Origin of the sequence: Aeromonas fluvialis, from assembly GCF_000819885.1 — a bacterium.
Classification (GTDB): Bacteria; Pseudomonadota; Gammaproteobacteria; order Enterobacterales; family Aeromonadaceae; genus Aeromonas; species Aeromonas fluvialis.
On the sequence record NZ_CDBO01000021.1, the window covers coordinates 75,616 to 91,958 of the forward strand.

The following is a 16,343-nucleotide window of genomic DNA, read 5'->3' on the forward strand; positions in this document are numbered from 1 at the left end:
ATCAGCGCAGGAAGAAGGTCATCATCAGCTTCTGGATCCAGCTGTGGTAGGGGGGATGGATCAGGGAGCCGGTGGTGAACTTGCCGCGGGTCAGCACGGTTTTCGCCTTGGAGAAGGTGAGGAACCCCTCGTGGCCGTGGTAGTGGCCCATGCCGGAGGCGCCGATGCCGCCAAACGGCACATCGTCAGCCGCCACCTGGAACAGACTCTCGTTGATCGCCATGCCGCCGGAGTGGGTCTCCTTGGTCACCCGTGCCTGCAACTCGGGGTCGAAGCTCATCAGATAGAGGGCCAGCGGGCGGGGCCGCTCAGCCACATAGGCGAGCGCCTCCTCCAGGGTGTCGTAGGGGATGAGCGGCAGCAGCGGCCCGAAGATCTCCTGCTGCATCACCTGACAGTGACCCGGTACCCCGGTCAGCAGGTGGGGCACCAGCAGGCGACGCTGATCGTCGCGGGCAGGGCTGCCACAGGGGTGGAGCTGGGCTCCCGCCTGCTCGGCTTCATCCAGCCAGCTGACGAGACGTTGATACTGGCGGTCATTGATGATGGCGCCGTAGTCGGCACTATTGAGCCCCTGCGGGTAGAGCTTGCTGAAGTGGCAGCGATAGGCGGCGATAAAGTTATCCACCTCGCTACGGGGCAGCAGCACATAGTCGGGGGCGACGCAGATCTGTCCGGCGTTGAGGCTCTTGCCGAAGATCATCCGCTCGACCGCGGTGGCGACCGGCATGTCGGGGGCGATGAGGCAGGGGCTCTTGCCCCCCAGCTCAAGGGTGAGGGGGGTGAGCTGGGGGGCGGCGGCGGCCATCACCAGCTTGCCCACCATGGTGGAGCCGGTAAAAAGCAGGTGATCGAACGGCAGTGAGCTGAACGCCGCCGCCATTTGGGCATCTCCCTCGATGATGGCGATCTCGTGCTCGTCAAACACACTGGTGAGCATGGTGCCCAGCACGGCATTGGTATGAGGGGTGAACTCGGAGAGTTTCAGCATGGCCCGGTTGCCCGCCGCGATGGCGGTGATGAGGGGGCCGAGGCTCAGCATCACCGGAAAGTTCCACGGCACGATAATGCCGACCACTCCGAGCGGCTGGAAGTGCACCTCTACTTTGGCGGGGGCCAGCAGCAGGCCGGTGTGACGGCGGTGGGGCTGCATCCAGCGCTTGAGCCGCTTCTGGGTGTAGTTGATCTGCATGATGCAGGGCAGCACATCGGCGATCAGGCTGTCGTAGTGACTGCGCTGGCCATAATCCGCGGCCAGCGCTTTGCACAGTTGCCCCTTGTGGGCGAGCAGCGCCTGTTTGAGTTTGGTCAACTGCGCCCGGCGCTCGGCCAGGGTCGGCATAGGGTGAGTCAGACAGGCCTGTTTAAGCCTGGCCAGCTGATCCGGCAGGGACAATTTGATGGCGAGGATATCCTCGGGAGTGTGTTGAAGCTGCGCCGCACCCATGTTGTTCTTCCCCTGTAAAAAATGACCGACTGATTAGTCGGTCCAAACCTAGCTGTTTGTTGCGTTTTTGTAAAGCGTGCATCATGCCCTGTGATCACCTGCGGGCGCAGAGAGGGGAGAACTGTGTCTCCTTCCACACTTTTGTGGTTTACTCGTTGGTGACTTATCCAATAAGGGGTAATTTTTGGCTATCAACCTGCACGGAGAGAGCGTTATGACCAGGGAACTAAACAGCTTGTTGGCCCGCATTGAAGATGTGGTAGAACGGATGCCCGATTGCTTCAACACCTATGAGTTTGCCCAGAAGCTGGCGCTGCAATATCAGCCGGAGTTTTTTGCCGCCGGTCACTCTCTGGCCGAGCACGAGGGCAAGGTGCTGCGGGTGTTACACCAGAAGATCGCTGAGGCGCTGGCGGGCTGCGAGGCTGTGATTGAAGGGGCCTTGCTGCCTTGCGTTACCCCCTGGGGGGAGAAGGCGACCTCACCGCGCTGGCATCGCAAGCACTGAGGGGGAGTAGTCAGGCAGATCTGCGCCCGATAGCAGATAACGAACAACGATAAATGGCGCGGCGCTGGCAACAGGGCCGCGCTTTTTTATGCAGATTGTCGCCAGCAGCGTGTCGTTGCCGGGAGCAAAGGCCCGGTCTGTGATCCCGTGCCGGGATACGAGGCAGTCAGCCGGGTAGACTCTCTCTTTTGTCGCAGGGTTTGTCACCGCAGGAATTTCTCATGACCCATAAAATCATTCTGGATACCGATCCGGGTATCGACGATGCCATGGCCATCCTGTTTGCCGAGGCCCACCCCGCCATCGAGCTGCTCGCCATCACCACCGTTTTTGGTAACGCCACCATCGATAATGGCACCCGCAACGCCCTCTGGCTCAAGCAGAAGTACGGCATGAAGGCGGATGTGGCCAAAGGCGCTGCCGCCCCGCTGCTGCGCGAGCCGGTCGGCCCCACCACCATAGTCCACGGTCCGAGCGGCTTTGGCGACACGGAGGCGGGGGAGGTGACCATCGCCCCGGATCCCCGCCCCGCCTGGCAATATATTGTCGAGGCGGTCAAAGCCGCGCCGGGGGAGATCACCATCGTTACTATCGGCCCGCTCACCAATCTGGCGCTGGCGCTACAACAGGCCCCCGAGATTGTCTCGTTGGTGAAACAGGTGGTGGTGATGGGCGGCGCCTTTGGCGTCAACGGCCATCGCGGCAATGTGACCCCCTATGCCGAGGCCAATATCCACGATGACCCGGATGCCGCCGACCGGGTCTTTACCGCCGACTGGCCTGTGGTGATCATCGGGCTGGATGTGACCCAGCAGAGCTTTTTCAGCAGCGCCTATCTGGATGAGCTCAGGGATAAGGCGGGGGAGCCGGGCCGCTTCCTGTGGGATGTGAGCCGCTTCTATCTGCGCTTCTACTCCGAGAAGCTGGGACTCTCCGGTTGTCACGTCCACGATCCGTCCGCCATCGCCTATGTCATCGACCCGACCCTCTTTACCCTGCGGGAAGGGCCGGTGCGGGTGATCACCAGCGGTCCGGCCATCGGTCACACCCTGCAAAAGTTTGACGGTCGCGCTCATCCGCACGACGATTGGGCCGGGTTCCGCCCGAAGCGAGTCGGGGTGGCGGTGCGCGATGAAGCCTTGCTGGCACTCTATCGTGAGGCGTTGGTGGGCTGGGGCAAGGATTGCTGAGCCAAGAGGCGCTATTTGCTGACGCGGCGGTGTGATCGGCGCCAAACAGTCGGAGCGCACAGCCGCTTATACTGCCTGATATCAAGACCTTGGGAGGGATGAAGATGGCCTGGATTTCCTTGATCGTAGCGATTGCGCTAATCGGGTGGTTGATGAAGCTGGGGCGTGGCGCCCTGTTCGAGATCCGCCTTGCTCCCGGCAAGGTGGTGGTCAAGCAGGGCAAGGTGTCGCCTGCTTTTATTGAGCATGCCAAGCAGATCCTGCGCCACGACACGGTGCGCGGTCGCATTGTGGGACAACGCGATGGCGATGGCGTGAAGCTGATCTTCTCCCGCTCCATCCCCGAGCCGGTGGCCCAGCGTTTTCGCAACATCTTCCCCTATGGTGATTACCGCCAGCCAACGGCACCGCTGCCGGGTCCCAAATCCCACAAGGGCTGAACCCCTGTCATCGGTTCGCCAATCGCAAAAGGGGCCTCCAGTGGAGGCCCGTTTTTATGGCACTTGGCCAAGAGAGCAGACAGCCCTTACTCCTTGCCGTGCAGCTCGCGCTGGGCCTTGACCGCAGCTGCTTTAACGGCGGTGCCATCATTGCCCCGGAAGGCGCGCAGGGTGTTGAGCAGGCAGGCCGCTCTGCAGCGCTTCTTTATCGGTTTCAATGTGATAGAGGCGTTGCAGTCATCCCTCATCAGCAAGGCGTCGCCACCGGATGACAAGGGGACTGCCATGGGGGTCTGCTCCACCAGCCCGTTCATCAGGGTGGCTATCGGGGCCAGCCTGCGCATCCTGTTGTCGGAAGGGGCGAGCCCGGCCCTGAAGCAGAAACTCCGTGCCGGTGACGGAGTGAACGGTGTACTGCTGGCACTGATCACGCTAAGCTCGGTTTGGATCTGCAACTACTTGTTTTTGAAAACAGTCTGGAGGCGCAATGAACTGGTATATCTCGGTCCTCAAGCAATATGCGGTATTCAGCGGACGGGCTCGCCGCACCGAATACTGGATGTTTGTGCTGTGCAACGTCGTCGTCATGCTGCTGCTCGGCATGGTGGACAAGCTGATTAGCGGCGACAAGGAGTTCATCAGCGGCATCTACTCGCTGGCCGTGTTGTTGCCCTCGCTGGCAGTGGCGGCCCGTCGCCTGCACGACACCGACCGCAGTGGCTGGTGGTTGCTGCTCGGGCTCATCCCCATTATCGGCACCCTGGTGCTCATCTACTTTATGGTCTGCAACGGCCAGCAGGGGCCCAACCGTTTCGGTGACGATCCCAAAGCGGCGAGCGCCCAGGGCTTTATCGTCAGCTAACGAGCGAGGCTTGGCCAATAATCGGCCAATCAAAAGAGAGGGAGGCATCATGCCTCCCTCTCTCTTTTTTGTTTTGATGGCCGATCAACGCTCGATCAGCGGGGCGGAGCGGTAGCTCCACATGCCGTAGGTGCGCAGGGCGTCGCGGTAGATGCCGAGCAGCTCGCTCTCGCTCGGGGTGGCCAGCTCTTCGAGGGGCTTGTCGGGGTAGCTGACGCTCGCCACCTTGATGTTGGCCGGGCCAATCTGGTCGCAGGCGATTTCCAGCACCGTCTGGCCGCGGCGCACATGGCTGGCGGAGCTCACCAGCACCGCATAGTCAATCTGGTGGCGGGCGAGGGCATAGGCGCTGTAGAGGGCGTTATCCACCGTGCTGGTGGCGTAGTTCTCTTCAATCAGGCGACTGCGGTCGATGCCGTTGTTGGCCAGCCAGTCGGCCATCAGCTTGCCCTCGGTCTGGCGGTTCTGGGGCACGCCGCCGGTCAGGATGATCAGCGCCTCCGGGTCGGCCTTGGCCAGCTCAAGGGTGGTTTGCAGGCGGCCCAGCAGGATCTTGTCCATGCTGCCGTCGGGATTGAGGGCGTAGCCCAGAGTGACGATGGCGCGCTTGCCCTCCTGGGTAGCCTTGACCTGATCCCCGGTCAGTTCGGTTTGCAGCGGGGCGGCGGTGATCCGCTGCACCCGGGCGATGATCTCCTCCAGATCGGCGGCGCGGCCGCTGTTGCGATCCGCCACTTTCGCCAGATAGCTGCGGGAGGCCTCCTTGTTGCCCTTCACCAGCTGCCAGATGGCGAGATAGCTGTTGATGTCGAGATCATCGGGGGCGACGGCCTGCGCCTGCTCCAGCAAGGTGATGGCGCGGCTCAGGTTGCCGTTGTAGATCTGGGCGTTGGCCGCCGAGATGAGCAGGTCGGTGCGGTAGGGTTCAAGCTGGTAGGCGGCCAGTAGCCGCTCGGTCACCAGCTCCATATTGCTCGGCATCTTGGCGGTAAAACCGGCGTGGGAGATCTTGGCTGGCGACTTGTAGATCTGCAGCGCTTCGCCGAGCAGCATGTCCACCGCCTGGCGTTTGCTGACCAGGGTATTGAGGTCGTGCTCCATCTGCATCGAACTCTCGGCCGCCTGCAGGGCGAGGGGTGAGAGCGCCAGCAGGCCGCCGAGGGTGATTGCAAGAAGGGTCTGTTTCATCAAAAGGTCCTCTGTCGGGCTGAATCGCGCCGTGGCGAACCGGCTTGTGGGCCGATGGGATAAGGCAAAAGCGTGTCAATTCAGTCTATTAGTGCCAAAGAGGGGGCAATATACCAGCTAACGGCGCGGCAAACTGTGAGTCGGGGCGGGTCGTCGGGTCATGTCACGCCAGTGGCCGCAAAAGTAGCCGCAACGGGTCAGCCGCTATTTGAAAAGGGCAGGGGGAGCTGCGTCCATCACGCTCTTGTAGTAGGCACTCTGGATTGCCACATCCTGACCGCTGGACTCTTCAGAGCCGGTAAAAAACAAGGGCCATCATTGATGGCCCTTGTGCATGTTCGGATGGAGGGCGCCCCAGGATGTGCCCGTTAGCAGCGGTTGCCCGCGCGAGCGACCCGTCCTTCGGCCAGCAGTTGATAACTGCCGGTCGCCGCAGGAATAAAGGCAGATTGCCCCTTTTCCAGCCGCAGTGACTGTTCCCCTTGTTTGAGGAGCACTGTGCCATCGATGGCAAACAGGATCTCGGCGCTGGCAGTGGTGAGCGGATGCTCGCCAGCCGGATAGACGCTGAAGGTGAAGTCCGGTACCGGCACCTCGAAGTGCTGTATCGCACCGTCACAGCGGGGGGCCAGCAGGATCTGGTCGTCCGGTTTGGCCAGGCAGCGGGTGCAGTTCAAGAGCTCGGCCACGTCGATATATTTGGGGGTGAGACCGGCGCGCAGCACGTTGTCGGAGTTGGCCATGATCTCAAGACCCGTGCCGCGCACATAGGCGTGCGGGGTGCAGGCATCGAGGAACATCGCCTGACCGGGCTGGAGGGTCACCACGTTCAGCAGCAGCGGTGAGAAGAGGCCGACGTCTCCCGGATACTGGGTCGCCAGACTGGTGATGAGCGCAAAGGTCTCTTCATCCTGATGATTGGTGGCATAGGCCAGTAGCCCCGCCAGCGCCTCATCCTTGCGCGTCCCTTCCAGTTCCAGCAGCTGCTGGAAGAAGTGCTGCAGGCCCGCTTCATCCTGTGACTGGCGCAGCGCCACGGTCAGATCGGCCAGCGCTGGCAGCGCCATGCGATCGAACAGCGCCAGGATGGCCGGGATGGCGCGAAAGCCGTTCATCGCCTGATAGGGGGTGAGGGCAAACACCAGCTCCGGCTTGTGGTTCGGGTCCTTGTAGTTGCGATTGTTCGCCTTGATATCGATGCCTGCGGCCTCCTCTTTGGCAAAGCCCGCTTCGGCCTGAGCCTTGCTCGGGTGCACCTGAATGGAGAGGGCCTTCTCGGCACACAGCACCTTGAACAGGAACGGCAGGCTGCCAAAACGGGCGAAGGTGGCCTCACCCAGTGCGGTGGCCGGAGCCCTGTCGATCACCGTAGAGAGCGTTTGCACACTGCCCGCCAGCGTCACCTCGGAGCAGCCGTTGGGATGGGCGCCCATCCAGACCTCGGCCTGGGGTTTGCCTTGCGGGTTGGGAATGTCAAACAGGGTGGTGAGGGAGTCATGACTGCCCCAGTCATAGCCTTGAATCGGGTTTTGCATCAACAGAAAGGAGGGCAGATCGCTACTGCTCATAAGGGACGCCTCGTCTAGTTTGAAGAAAATCGGGTGCAGAAAAGGGTGGCATTACTGTTGTGGACCGGACTATAACATGGGCGGTCGCGCGCGCCGCAACCGCTCGCCTCTCTCTTGATCAGGATCACCATGAGTATCATCTTCAACCAACTACTCGACGGCGCACTCGGCGAACAGGTTCCATTTGACCAAATTTGGTTTGCCAGTGAACAGGGGGTGCCACCCAGTTTCAGTTATCAGGTCAACTTCCCCCGCCTCGAACTGGTCTTTAGCGGTGAGTATCTCAATCACATTTGGGACCGGGAGGGCGGCTGCAAGGAGGTCAGCGTATTGCCGGGACAGGCGCTCTATATCCCCCCCAACGGCTGGAACAAGCCGCTCTGGACCACCGATTGTTCGGTACTGAGCCTGCTGTTTGGCAAACGCCAGCTGGGGTTCAGTCTGGTGAGCAAGCGCCGTGAAGACCCCGATTTCTTCGATGTGCAAAAGCACAGCATCATGGCGCGGGCAGGCCATGTGATCGAACACATTCTGGCGGCGCTCAACGTGCTGACTGAGGATCCCGGTCGCTCCCCCACCGATGATCACCTGCTGCAGGCTCTGCTGGAGAGTGCCCGTCAGCTGTTGCTGGAGTCCGCCGCGGATCGGCCACGGGGGGCCGAGCTCTTTCACGGGATCTGCATCTATATCCAGGAGAACTTTCACCGCCCCATCACCCGCGACGCCATCGCCCAGCGCTTCAACGTCTCGGCCAGCCATCTCTCCCATCTGTTTCGTGAACAGGGCCATATGCGCCTGGCCGATTACATCAGCTGGGTGCGGCTGGAGCGGGCCAAGTTCATGCTGACAAAGTATCGCTTCCGTCTCGAAGAGGTCGCCAATCGCTGCGGGTTTACCGACGTGAACTACTTCTGCCGGGTGTTCAAACAGAAGACCGGCTTGACCCCTTCCCAGTATCGTTCCCTGAGTCAGCCGCAGGTAGCGTCCAGCGAGCAGGAGGGATAAGAGGGCGGGGCCGGGAAGGCGTGGTGACCGTGCACTGGCGGGTGGCTACCTCTTTGGTCTGACATGCTTGCTTGTCGTTTTATTATGAAAATGAATGGGCTAAGATGGCCGCGCGCAACAAACAAGTTGATAACAAACGGAAGTTAGGAGATGCCGATGGAAAGCAAAGTAGTAATCCCGACCCAGGGTCAGAAAATCACAGTCGATGCCAACGGCAAGCTGCAGGTTCCCAACCATCCGATCATTCCGTTTATCGAAGGGGATGGCATCGGTGTTGATGTAACCCCGGCCATGTTGAATGTGGTGAATGCTGCGGTCGAGAAAGCCTACAAGGGCGAGCGTGCGATCGCCTGGATGGAGATCTATACCGGCGAGAAATCGACTCATGTTTATGGCGAAGGTGCCTGGCTACCGGCCGAAACCCTGGATTTCATTCGCGAATATTGCGTGGCCATCAAGGGCCCGCTGACCACGCCGGTCGGTGGCGGTATTCGCTCCCTCAACGTGGCTCTGCGTCAGGAGCTGGATCTCTACATCTGCCTGCGCCCGGTTCGTTACTACGAAGGGACCCCGAGCCCGGTCAAACGCCCTGATCTGACTGACATGGTGATCTTCCGCGAAAACGCCGAAGACATCTACGCCGGTATCGAGTGGAAGGCTGACAGCGTCGAAGCGAACAAGGTGATCGCCTTCCTGCAAAACGAGATGGGCGTGAAGAAGATTCGCTTCCCCGAGTCCTGCGGGATCGGCATCAAGCCGATGTCCAAGGCCGGTACCGAGCGTCTGGTACGTGCCGCCATCGAGTATGCCATCGACAACGATCGCGACTCCGTGACCCTGGTGCACAAGGGCAACATCATGAAGTTCACCGAAGGTGCCTTCAAGGATTGGGGTTATGCTCTGGCCCAGAACGAGTACGGTGCCCAGCTGATTGACGGCGGCCCCTGGTGCACCTTCAAGAACCCGAAAACCGGCAAGACCATCGTCATCAAGGATGTCATCGCCGACGCCTTCCTGCAGCAGATCCTGCTGCGTCCGGCCGAGTATGACGTCATCGCCTGTATGAACCTCAACGGCGACTACATCTCCGACGCGCTGGCCGCTCAGGTAGGCGGTATCGGCATCGCACCGGGTGCCAACATCGGTGACGGCGTGGCTCTGTTCGAGGCGACCCACGGTACTGCACCGAAATACGCCGGTCAGGACAAGGTCAACCCGGGCTCCCTCATCCTCTCCGCCGAGATGATGCTGCGCCACATGGGCTGGGTCGAAGCGGCCGACCTCATCATCAAGGGGATGGAAGCGGCGATCCGCAACAAGACCGTCACCTATGACTTCGAGCGTCTGATGGAAGGGGCCACCCTGCGCTCCTGTTCCCAGTTTGCCCAAGACATGATCGACCAGATGTAATGATTGGTTGAGGGTGAGAAACGCAAAACCGGCGCCATGTGCGCCGGTTTTTTATGGGTGAGGAGCGAACCGGTCTATTGCGCCTGCTCTACGTGTTGCTGATAGCGTTGCTGCCATTTGCTGGTTTCTGCTTCATCACCCTGGGCCTTCCAGAAGGCGCAGATGGTGTTGGCAAGTTCCGAAGCCATCGCGTGATCTCCGTCACGGCGGCTCATCAGATAATCTCCCAGCCAGCTTTGATATTGTTTCATTACCCGATCTCCTTATCTCATGTGCCCTTGAGGGTGCCCACCTTGACCGGAGCCTGTCGGCTCATCCTGGGGGGAACATCATCAGGCATAATGGTGCAAAGTCACGACCCGGGCAGAGAGCCCGATGGGCAATCTGGCGGCGAACGTGACGCGAGATGTCAAAAAATGAGCGCCATTTTAGCACAAACTGACCAACTTGGGGAAATTGTCGCCGCGCATGGTCAGGGATCCGCCCCATCCTCTTGTTGCCAATAGAGAAAATCGGCAGCGATGGTGAGCCACCTTGCCGTCAAATGCGCCAAACTGCCATGTAATCTGGTAGCTGATTGCCATCAATCTGATGATCTTCAGGGAGGAGAGATGACGCGATAACTGATGAGATGGGCGGCGAAAGGGGCGGCGTTGCAAGCGTCGGGATTACGTCGGGGAGGGATGAGCGGATAGTCGGAGGGGGCAAGTGGGTGATGGGGGGACAGCCTTGCTGCTAACACCAGATGGCTGGCAGCAAGGCTATGGTCAGGATCAGGTGGTTTTTTCCAGATGGTTTTGGTAAATCTGCTGCCACTTGTCCAGCTCGTTTTCATCACCCTGTTGCTGCCAGAATTCGCAGATGGAACTGGCCATCTCGCATGCCATGGCGTGGTCACCGTCGCGGCGACTCATCAGGTATTGCCCCAGCCAGCTTTGATACTGTTTCATTGCACGATCTCCTTATCTATTCAACTCTGGATACTGCTGCTGTGGGCCACCCCTCCGGAGTGCTGCACCACAACCCACTTTCGCCACGCACTGAAAAACCGGGAAGGCGCAGTGGTCGCTATCGCCGTGTCTATTGTCAATCAGGACAGATAGCGCATGAAAAAAGTGCGAAAGTGTTGAAAATTGGCCACCACCTTATCACAAAATGGTGCGAAATGCAGCTTTTGGTGTCAATTGGGTTATAAGTAGCAGCGGTGGCCTTCTACACTGCGACAGCAGTTGACGGAGGCTGTCGTAGCGCAACTTGTGCAACCCGTCGCCGTATGCGTCGTTACTGGGTCACTCTACGGGCTTGCCAGTAGCGGCTGTTCCAGTAGACGTTGTCGAGGCTGGAGCGAATAACCCCCTTGCTGGTGGAGGCGTGGATAAACTCCCCGGCACCGGTATAGACCCCCACATGGTACTGCCGCCAGCCAGTCTTGAAGAAGACCAGATCCCCGTGTTGCAGCCGGTAGCGATCCACCGGTTTGCCGATGCTGGCCTGGGATTCGGTGGTTCTGGGCAGGTTGAAGCCCAGCACCTGGTTGTAGGCGAGCTGGGTGAAGGCGGAGCAGTCGAGCCCTGCGCGGTTGGTGCCGCCCATCCGGTAGGGGACGCCACGCCACTGCTGGTAGAAACCGTCAAACGCACTGCTCTGCTGGCGGGGCGGCGGTGGCTCCGGCGTGCTGGAGCAGGCGGCCAGCAGCAGGGTCAGCAGGGATAGCAGCAGCTTGCGATACATCGGGGCTCTCTCCACGGACGGTGTCTACTACCAAGCGAGACATTCATCGAGCGCCACATCCTGCCAAACTGTTCAGGCTGCAGGCGTTGGCGCGACAACTTTTCCATCATAAACAGGGATCTGGCTTCATACCTAGTCCCGAAAGAGAAAAATGCGGCAAGCGCTTGAAAAACGCCAGCCTGAGGCTGGCGTGCGGGTTTACCGGGCGGGATTGATCAGTGGGCTCAGCAATTCGGCCAGCTTGTAAAAGGTCTGCACCCGGGTGGTACTGGGACGCCAAACCATGCCGATCTCACGATAGGGTTTTTCCCCCGGCAGGGGAATGGCGACCAGATCCGAATTGGCAAGAATTCCGGCATCGATGGCCATCTGGGGCAGGAAGGTGGTGCCAAGACCCGCTTCCACCATCTGTACCAGGGTGTGCAGGCTGGTGGCGGCGAACGGGTTGATCTTGCTCTTGTCCCGCAGGCGGCAGGCGCTGACCGCGTGTTCGGTGAGGCAGTGCTCCCGCTCCAGCAGGAAGATGCTCTGGTTGGGCAGCTCCTTGTAGTCGAACGGGGTATGCAGACCGGCCGCCATGCTGGCGGGCATCACCATGTGGAACGGATCCTGGCCGACGGTCTTGCAGTGAAATCCGCCGATCTCGATGGGCAGGGCGAGGATCAACAAGTCGAGTTGACCCTGTTCCAGCTGCTTGAGCAGATTGCTGGTGGTGTCTTCACGCAGCAACAATTCGAGGTCAGGATAGGTTTTGCTGCACTCTTTCAGCAGCTTGCTGAGCAGGAAGGGGGCAATGGTGGGAATGCAGCCCAGACGTACCGTCCCCTGCATTACACCGCCCTGATGTTGACCGAGCTCCATCAGATCCCGCGCATCGGAGAGCAAATTGCGAGCGCGCTCGACGATTTCCATGCCGACCGGGGTCATAATGAAGCTCTTGTGATCCCGTTCCACCAGTTGCAGGTTCATCATGTCCTCCAGGGTCTGGATCCCGGTACTCAGGGTCGACTGGCTGACATGACAAGCCTTGGCGGCGCGGTTGAAGTTCTTGTGCTCTTCGAGAGCGACCAGATATTGCAGCTGTTTGAGGCTGGGCCAACGTTGCATAGAAAAACCCGATTAATGCTATCTATTTAATTTGATTTAACTAATCTACCACCGGGTCTATAGTTTGTCGCTTGAATTAGATGGACTTGGCTCTAGGTAGCCCAATCCTGACCGGATTGTTCACTTCACATAAAGAGGAATTGAATATGGTATTGGTAGGCCGTCCCGCACCCGATTTTACTGCCGCAGCCGTTTTGGGTAATGGCGAGATCGTTGATTCATTCAACCTGTCATCCCACATCAAAGGCAAAGCTGCCGTTGTCTTCTTCTATCCGCTCGATTTCACTTTCGTCTGCCCATCCGAGCTGATTGCCTTCGATCACCGCTATGAAGAGTTCCAGAAGCGTGGCGTGGAAGTAATCGGTGTCTCCATCGATTCCCAGTTTTCCCACAACGCATGGCGCAACACCAAAGTGGAAGATGGTGGTATCGGTCAGGTCAAGTACCCGCTGATCGCCGACGTTAAACACGAGATCTGCAAAGCTTATGACGTTGAGCATCCCGAAGCGGGTGTGGCGTTCCGTGGCTCCTTCCTGATCGACAAAAACGGTGTCGTTCGTCACCAGGTGGTGAACGATCTGCCACTGGGCCGCAACATTGACGAGATGCTGCGCATGGTCGATGCCCTGCAGTTCCACGAAGAGCACGGCGAAGTGTGCCCGGCTCAATGGGAAAAGGGCAAGAAAGGCATGCAAGCCTCTCCGGACGGCGTTGCCAAGTACCTCTCCGAGAATGCTGATTCCCTGTAATCGGGTTGCACTCTGTTTGAAGAACCGGCGTCTTGACGCCGGTTTTTTTATACCTGCGATTTTCTATTCAGAGTGACCCTTCTAGCTCGTCCTCTCTCGCTTTTCTGCCACCCCGCTGGGGCATTTTGATCACCCTGGTGCCCGCGGATTTGCACTGCCTGGCATAGTCATGGAGCTTGTTATGGTGCATCGCTGATGCTGCTGCTTTGCATCGAGCACACCACGAAGCGCTGGCACAGGTATTCATTGATATCCGTTTGCCTGTCTCAAAGCGAGATGATGTTGGCTAGGGGTCAAGCCGGGTGGCGAGCGTTTTGGCCGTTTGCCAGCGCCCAAAGTGCCGGTGGAGTAAAGGGGATATTAGAACGTGGGTGGCGGATGATGAAAAGTGCTGATCACCGAATGGGAGAGAAGTTCAAAAACATCCCCAAGCGATGCTTGGGGATGTTTGTATAAGAGACAGGCCATCTGGCTGCCATCGGGAGAGCATGACTCAGCGATCAGAGGGTCGCCGCGACTTCATCGGAAATGGAGCCGTTGTGATACACCTCTTGCACGTCGTCAAGATCTTCCAGCATGTCGATGAGGCGCATCAGCTTGGGCGCGGTTTCGGCATCCAGCTCGGCTTCGGTGGAGGGAATCATGGTCACCTCGGCGCTCTGGGCTTTGAAGCCAGCCGCTTCCAGACCATCCAGCACGGTACCGAAATCGTTCGGGGTGGTATACACCTCGATGGAGCCATCCTCTTCGGTGACCACGTCATCGGCACCCGCTTCCAGTGCGGCATCCATCAGGGCATCTTCGTCTACGCCCACGAAAGTCAGCAGACCCTTCTTGCTGAACAGATAGGCAACGGAGCCATCAGTACCCAGGTTGCCACCGCACTTGCTGAAGGCGTGACGCACTTCGGCAACGGTACGGTTACGGTTGTCAGTCAGGCATTCCACCATCACGGCAGAGCCAGCCGGGCCGTAACCTTCGTAGACGATGGTTTCGAGCTGTTCGCCATCGCCACCACCGGCACCACGCTGGATAGCGCGGTTGATGGTGTCACGGGTCATGTTGTTGGTCAGGGCGGCAGTCACCGCGGCACGCAGGCGCGGGTTGTTGGCCGGATCCGGATCACCGAGACGCGCGGACGTAGTGATTTCGCGGATCAGCTTGGTGAAGATCTTGCCACGCTTGGCGTCCTGAGCGGCCTTGCGGTGTTTGATGTTGGCCCATTTACTGTGACCTGCCATAGAGACTCTCCGTTATTTTTTAAATGTCAGTAACACTGATCATGACTAACCCAAGGGAGACGCAGAGGCCGCACGGCGGCGGCCTCTGGTGCCGGTGTCGGCTTACTCGTCGCCCTTGACGGTGGTTGCAATCGCCAGCTCACCCAGTTGGGCGGCATTGGCAAGGCTGGGGGCGTCTGTCATCAGACAGGCGGCCGCGGTCGTTTTCGGGAAGGCAATCACGTCCCGAATGTTTTCAGTGCCGGTCAGCAGCATGCTGAGACGGTCCAGACCAAAGGCCAGGCCGGCGTGCGGCGGCGTACCGTACTTCAGGGCATCGAGCAGGAAGCCGAACTTCAGGCGCTGCTCGGCCGGGGAGATCCCCAGGATGTCGAACACGCTGGACTGCATCTCGCTGTTGTGGATACGGACAGAACCGCCGCCCACTTCGTAGCCGTTGATCACCATGTCGTAGGCGTTGGCATAGGCCCCCAGCGGGTTTGCCTTCAGCTCGGCCGGGCTCATGTTGCTCGGGGCAGTGAACGGGTGGTGCATGGCAGCCAAACCGCCTTCACTGTCTTCTTCGAACATCGGGAAGTCGATGACCCACAACGGCTTCCAGCTGTTCTCCAGCAGACCCAGATCGCGACCCACTTTCAGACGCAGGGCGCCCATGGCATCGCAGACCACTTTCTTGCTGTCTGCACCGAAGAAGATGATGTCGCCGTCAGCGGCGCCGGTACGAGCCAGGATCTCGCGCACGATCTCGTCGGAGAGGAACTTGGCCACCGGGGACTGCACACCTTCGAGTCCGTTGGCAGCGGCGTTGACCTTCATCCAGGCCAGACCCTTGGCACCGTAGATGCCGACGAACTTGGTGTACTCGTCGATCTGCTTGCGGGACAGCTCGGCGCCGCCAGGTACTTTCAGGGCTGCCACGCGCCCTTTCGGATCGTTGGCGGGACCGGCGAACACCGCAAACTCGACGGCGGTCAGCAGATCTGCCACATCGACCAGCTCCATCGGCAGACGCAGGTCAGGCTTGTCGGAGCCGAAGCGACGCATGGCCTCGTCGAAGCTCATGATCGGGAAGTCGCCCAGATCCACATTCAGGATGTGCATCCACAGTTTGCGGATCATCTCTTCCATGATTTCACGCACTTGCGGCGCGGTCATGAAGGAGGTCTCCACGTCGATCTGGGTGAATTCCGGCTGGCGGTCGGCACGCAGGTCTTCGTCACGGAAGCACTTGACGATCTGGTAGTAACGGTCGAAGCCGGACATCATCAGCAACTGCTTGAACAGCTGGGGAGATTGCGGCAGGGCGTAGAACTTTCCCTTGTGCACACGGCTCGGTACCAGATAGTCACGGGCACCTTCCGGAGTGGCCTTGGTCAGCATCGGGGTCTCGATATCGAGGAAGCCGTGCTCGTCCATGAAGCGACGAACGAAGGCGCTGGCCTTGGCACGGGTCTTCAGGTATTTGGCCATCTCGGGGCGACGCAGATCAAGGTAGCGATACTTGAGGCTGATTTCTTCGCTGTTGACCTGGTTGAAGTCCAGCGGGAGCGGCTCGGCACGGTTGATGATGTTGAGCTCGTGAGCGAACACTTCGATGGCACCGGTGGCCATGTCGCTGTTACGCTGAGACTCGGGACGGGTGCGCACCACACCGGTCACCTGGATGCAGAACTCGCCGCGCAGCTCGGAGGCCAGGGCGAACGCGTCCGGTTTGTCCGGATCGAAGAACACCTGCACGATCCCTTCGCGATCGCGCATGTCGATAAAGATCAGACCGCCGAGATCACGACGACGATGGACCCAACCGCACAATGTAATGGTCTGCCCGGCATGGGCCTCATTGACCTGTCCGCAATAGATAGAGCGCATGGACTTCTTCCTTCGAAATTGTAGAGAG

At 59.5% G+C, this 16,343-nt stretch carries 17 protein-coding genes; 7 read left to right on the top strand and 10 right to left on the bottom strand.

What is annotated here, in order from left to right; all coding sequences use genetic code 11:
- Position 1: 1 nt before the first annotated feature.
- On the bottom strand, positions 2 to 1,447 hold the full coding sequence (locus BN1125_RS05275; protein WP_042011083.1) for a coniferyl aldehyde dehydrogenase: 1,446 nt from the start codon (positions 1,445 to 1,447) through the stop codon (positions 2 to 4).
- A 214-nt stretch (positions 1,448 to 1,661) separates the two neighbouring features.
- Here BN1125_RS05275 and BN1125_RS05280 point away from each other — a divergent pair, with 214 nt between their 5' ends.
- The 3 genes from BN1125_RS05280 to BN1125_RS05290 all read left to right on the top strand — a co-directional run bounded on the left by BN1125_RS05280 (position 1,662) and on the right by BN1125_RS05290 (position 3,585).
- Positions 1,662 to 1,955 carry a hypothetical protein gene (locus BN1125_RS05280; RefSeq protein ID WP_042011084.1) on the top strand — a complete coding sequence of 98 codons (294 nt, stop codon included), beginning with the start codon at positions 1,662 to 1,664 and terminating at the stop codon, positions 1,953 to 1,955.
- Between the two features lie 221 nt (positions 1,956 to 2,176).
- Positions 2,177 to 3,145 (top strand): nucleoside hydrolase, encoded by a 969-nt coding sequence (locus tag BN1125_RS05285; RefSeq protein WP_042011085.1) that lies wholly within the window; start codon positions 2,177 to 2,179, stop codon positions 3,143 to 3,145.
- Between the two features lie 104 nt (positions 3,146 to 3,249).
- Complete coding sequence (locus BN1125_RS05290; RefSeq protein ID WP_042011153.1) at positions 3,250 to 3,585, top strand: DUF3634 family protein; 336 nt, start codon at positions 3,250 to 3,252, stop codon at positions 3,583 to 3,585.
- Between the two features lie 86 nt (positions 3,586 to 3,671).
- On the opposite strand, the gene BN1125_RS19840 is transcribed toward BN1125_RS05290, so the two are convergent.
- Positions 3,672 to 4,040 (bottom strand): hypothetical protein, encoded by a 369-nt coding sequence (locus BN1125_RS19840; RefSeq protein ID WP_156993105.1) that lies wholly within the window; start codon positions 4,038 to 4,040, stop codon positions 3,672 to 3,674.
- A gap of 32 nt (positions 4,041 to 4,072) precedes the next feature.
- On the opposite strand from BN1125_RS19840, the gene BN1125_RS05300 reads away from it, so the two are divergent.
- Positions 4,073 to 4,447 (top strand): DUF805 domain-containing protein, encoded by a 375-nt coding sequence (locus BN1125_RS05300; RefSeq protein ID WP_042011087.1) that lies wholly within the window; start codon positions 4,073 to 4,075, stop codon positions 4,445 to 4,447.
- A gap of 84 nt (positions 4,448 to 4,531) precedes the next feature.
- Here BN1125_RS05300 and BN1125_RS05305 read toward each other — a convergent pair whose 3' ends face one another.
- Together BN1125_RS05305 and manA are read right to left on the bottom strand one after the other, a co-directional pair.
- On the bottom strand, positions 4,532 to 5,635 hold the full coding sequence (locus BN1125_RS05305; RefSeq protein ID WP_042011088.1) for a YdcF family protein: 1,104 nt from the start codon (positions 5,633 to 5,635) through the stop codon (positions 4,532 to 4,534).
- 368 nt (positions 5,636 to 6,003) lie between these two features.
- Positions 6,004 to 7,203 carry a mannose-6-phosphate isomerase, class I gene (manA, locus tag BN1125_RS05310; RefSeq protein ID WP_042011089.1) on the bottom strand — a complete coding sequence of 400 codons (1,200 nt, stop codon included), beginning with the start codon at positions 7,201 to 7,203 and terminating at the stop codon, positions 6,004 to 6,006.
- A 129-nt stretch (positions 7,204 to 7,332) separates the two neighbouring features.
- Between manA and BN1125_RS05315 the strand changes: the two genes are divergently transcribed.
- Entirely contained in the window at positions 7,333 to 8,208 is an 876-nt protein-coding gene (locus BN1125_RS05315; protein ID WP_042011090.1) for a helix-turn-helix transcriptional regulator, read from the top strand.
- A 156-nt stretch (positions 8,209 to 8,364) separates the two neighbouring features.
- Entirely contained in the window at positions 8,365 to 9,618 is a 1,254-nt protein-coding gene (gene icd / locus BN1125_RS05320) for an NADP-dependent isocitrate dehydrogenase (protein WP_042011091.1), read from the top strand.
- Between the two features lie 74 nt (positions 9,619 to 9,692).
- Here the strand turns inward: icd and BN1125_RS18955 are convergent, their stop codons facing one another.
- From BN1125_RS18955 to BN1125_RS05330, 4 genes are all read right to left on the bottom strand, one after another.
- Positions 9,693 to 9,869, bottom strand: coding sequence for a hypothetical protein (locus BN1125_RS18955; protein ID WP_005337712.1), 177 nt, complete (start codon positions 9,867 to 9,869; stop codon positions 9,693 to 9,695).
- 522 nt (positions 9,870 to 10,391) lie between these two features.
- Positions 10,392 to 10,568, bottom strand: a complete 177-nt coding sequence (locus tag BN1125_RS18960; RefSeq protein ID WP_005337704.1) for a hypothetical protein — start codon at positions 10,566 to 10,568, stop codon at positions 10,392 to 10,394.
- Between the two features lie 331 nt (positions 10,569 to 10,899).
- Positions 10,900 to 11,349, bottom strand: a complete 450-nt coding sequence (locus tag BN1125_RS05325; protein WP_042011092.1) for a C40 family peptidase — start codon at positions 11,347 to 11,349, stop codon at positions 10,900 to 10,902.
- 198 nt (positions 11,350 to 11,547) lie between these two features.
- On the bottom strand, positions 11,548 to 12,456 hold the full coding sequence (locus BN1125_RS05330; RefSeq protein ID WP_042011093.1) for a hydrogen peroxide-inducible genes activator: 909 nt from the start codon (positions 12,454 to 12,456) through the stop codon (positions 11,548 to 11,550).
- A 146-nt stretch (positions 12,457 to 12,602) separates the two neighbouring features.
- Between BN1125_RS05330 and BN1125_RS05335 the strand changes: the two genes are divergently transcribed.
- Positions 12,603 to 13,205, top strand: coding sequence for a peroxiredoxin C (locus BN1125_RS05335; RefSeq protein ID WP_005337701.1), 603 nt, complete (start codon positions 12,603 to 12,605; stop codon positions 13,203 to 13,205).
- Between the two features lie 500 nt (positions 13,206 to 13,705).
- Here BN1125_RS05335 and BN1125_RS05345 read toward each other — a convergent pair whose 3' ends face one another.
- Together BN1125_RS05345 and aspS are read right to left on the bottom strand one after the other, a co-directional pair.
- Positions 13,706 to 14,446 carry a YebC/PmpR family DNA-binding transcriptional regulator gene (locus tag BN1125_RS05345; RefSeq protein ID WP_042011096.1) on the bottom strand — a complete coding sequence of 247 codons (741 nt, stop codon included), beginning with the start codon at positions 14,444 to 14,446 and terminating at the stop codon, positions 13,706 to 13,708.
- Positions 14,447 to 14,548: 102 nt separating this feature from the next.
- Positions 14,549 to 16,315 carry an aspartate--tRNA ligase gene (gene aspS, locus BN1125_RS05350; protein WP_042011097.1) on the bottom strand — a complete coding sequence of 589 codons (1,767 nt, stop codon included), beginning with the start codon at positions 16,313 to 16,315 and terminating at the stop codon, positions 14,549 to 14,551.
- Between the last annotated feature and the right edge of the window lie 28 nt (positions 16,316 to 16,343).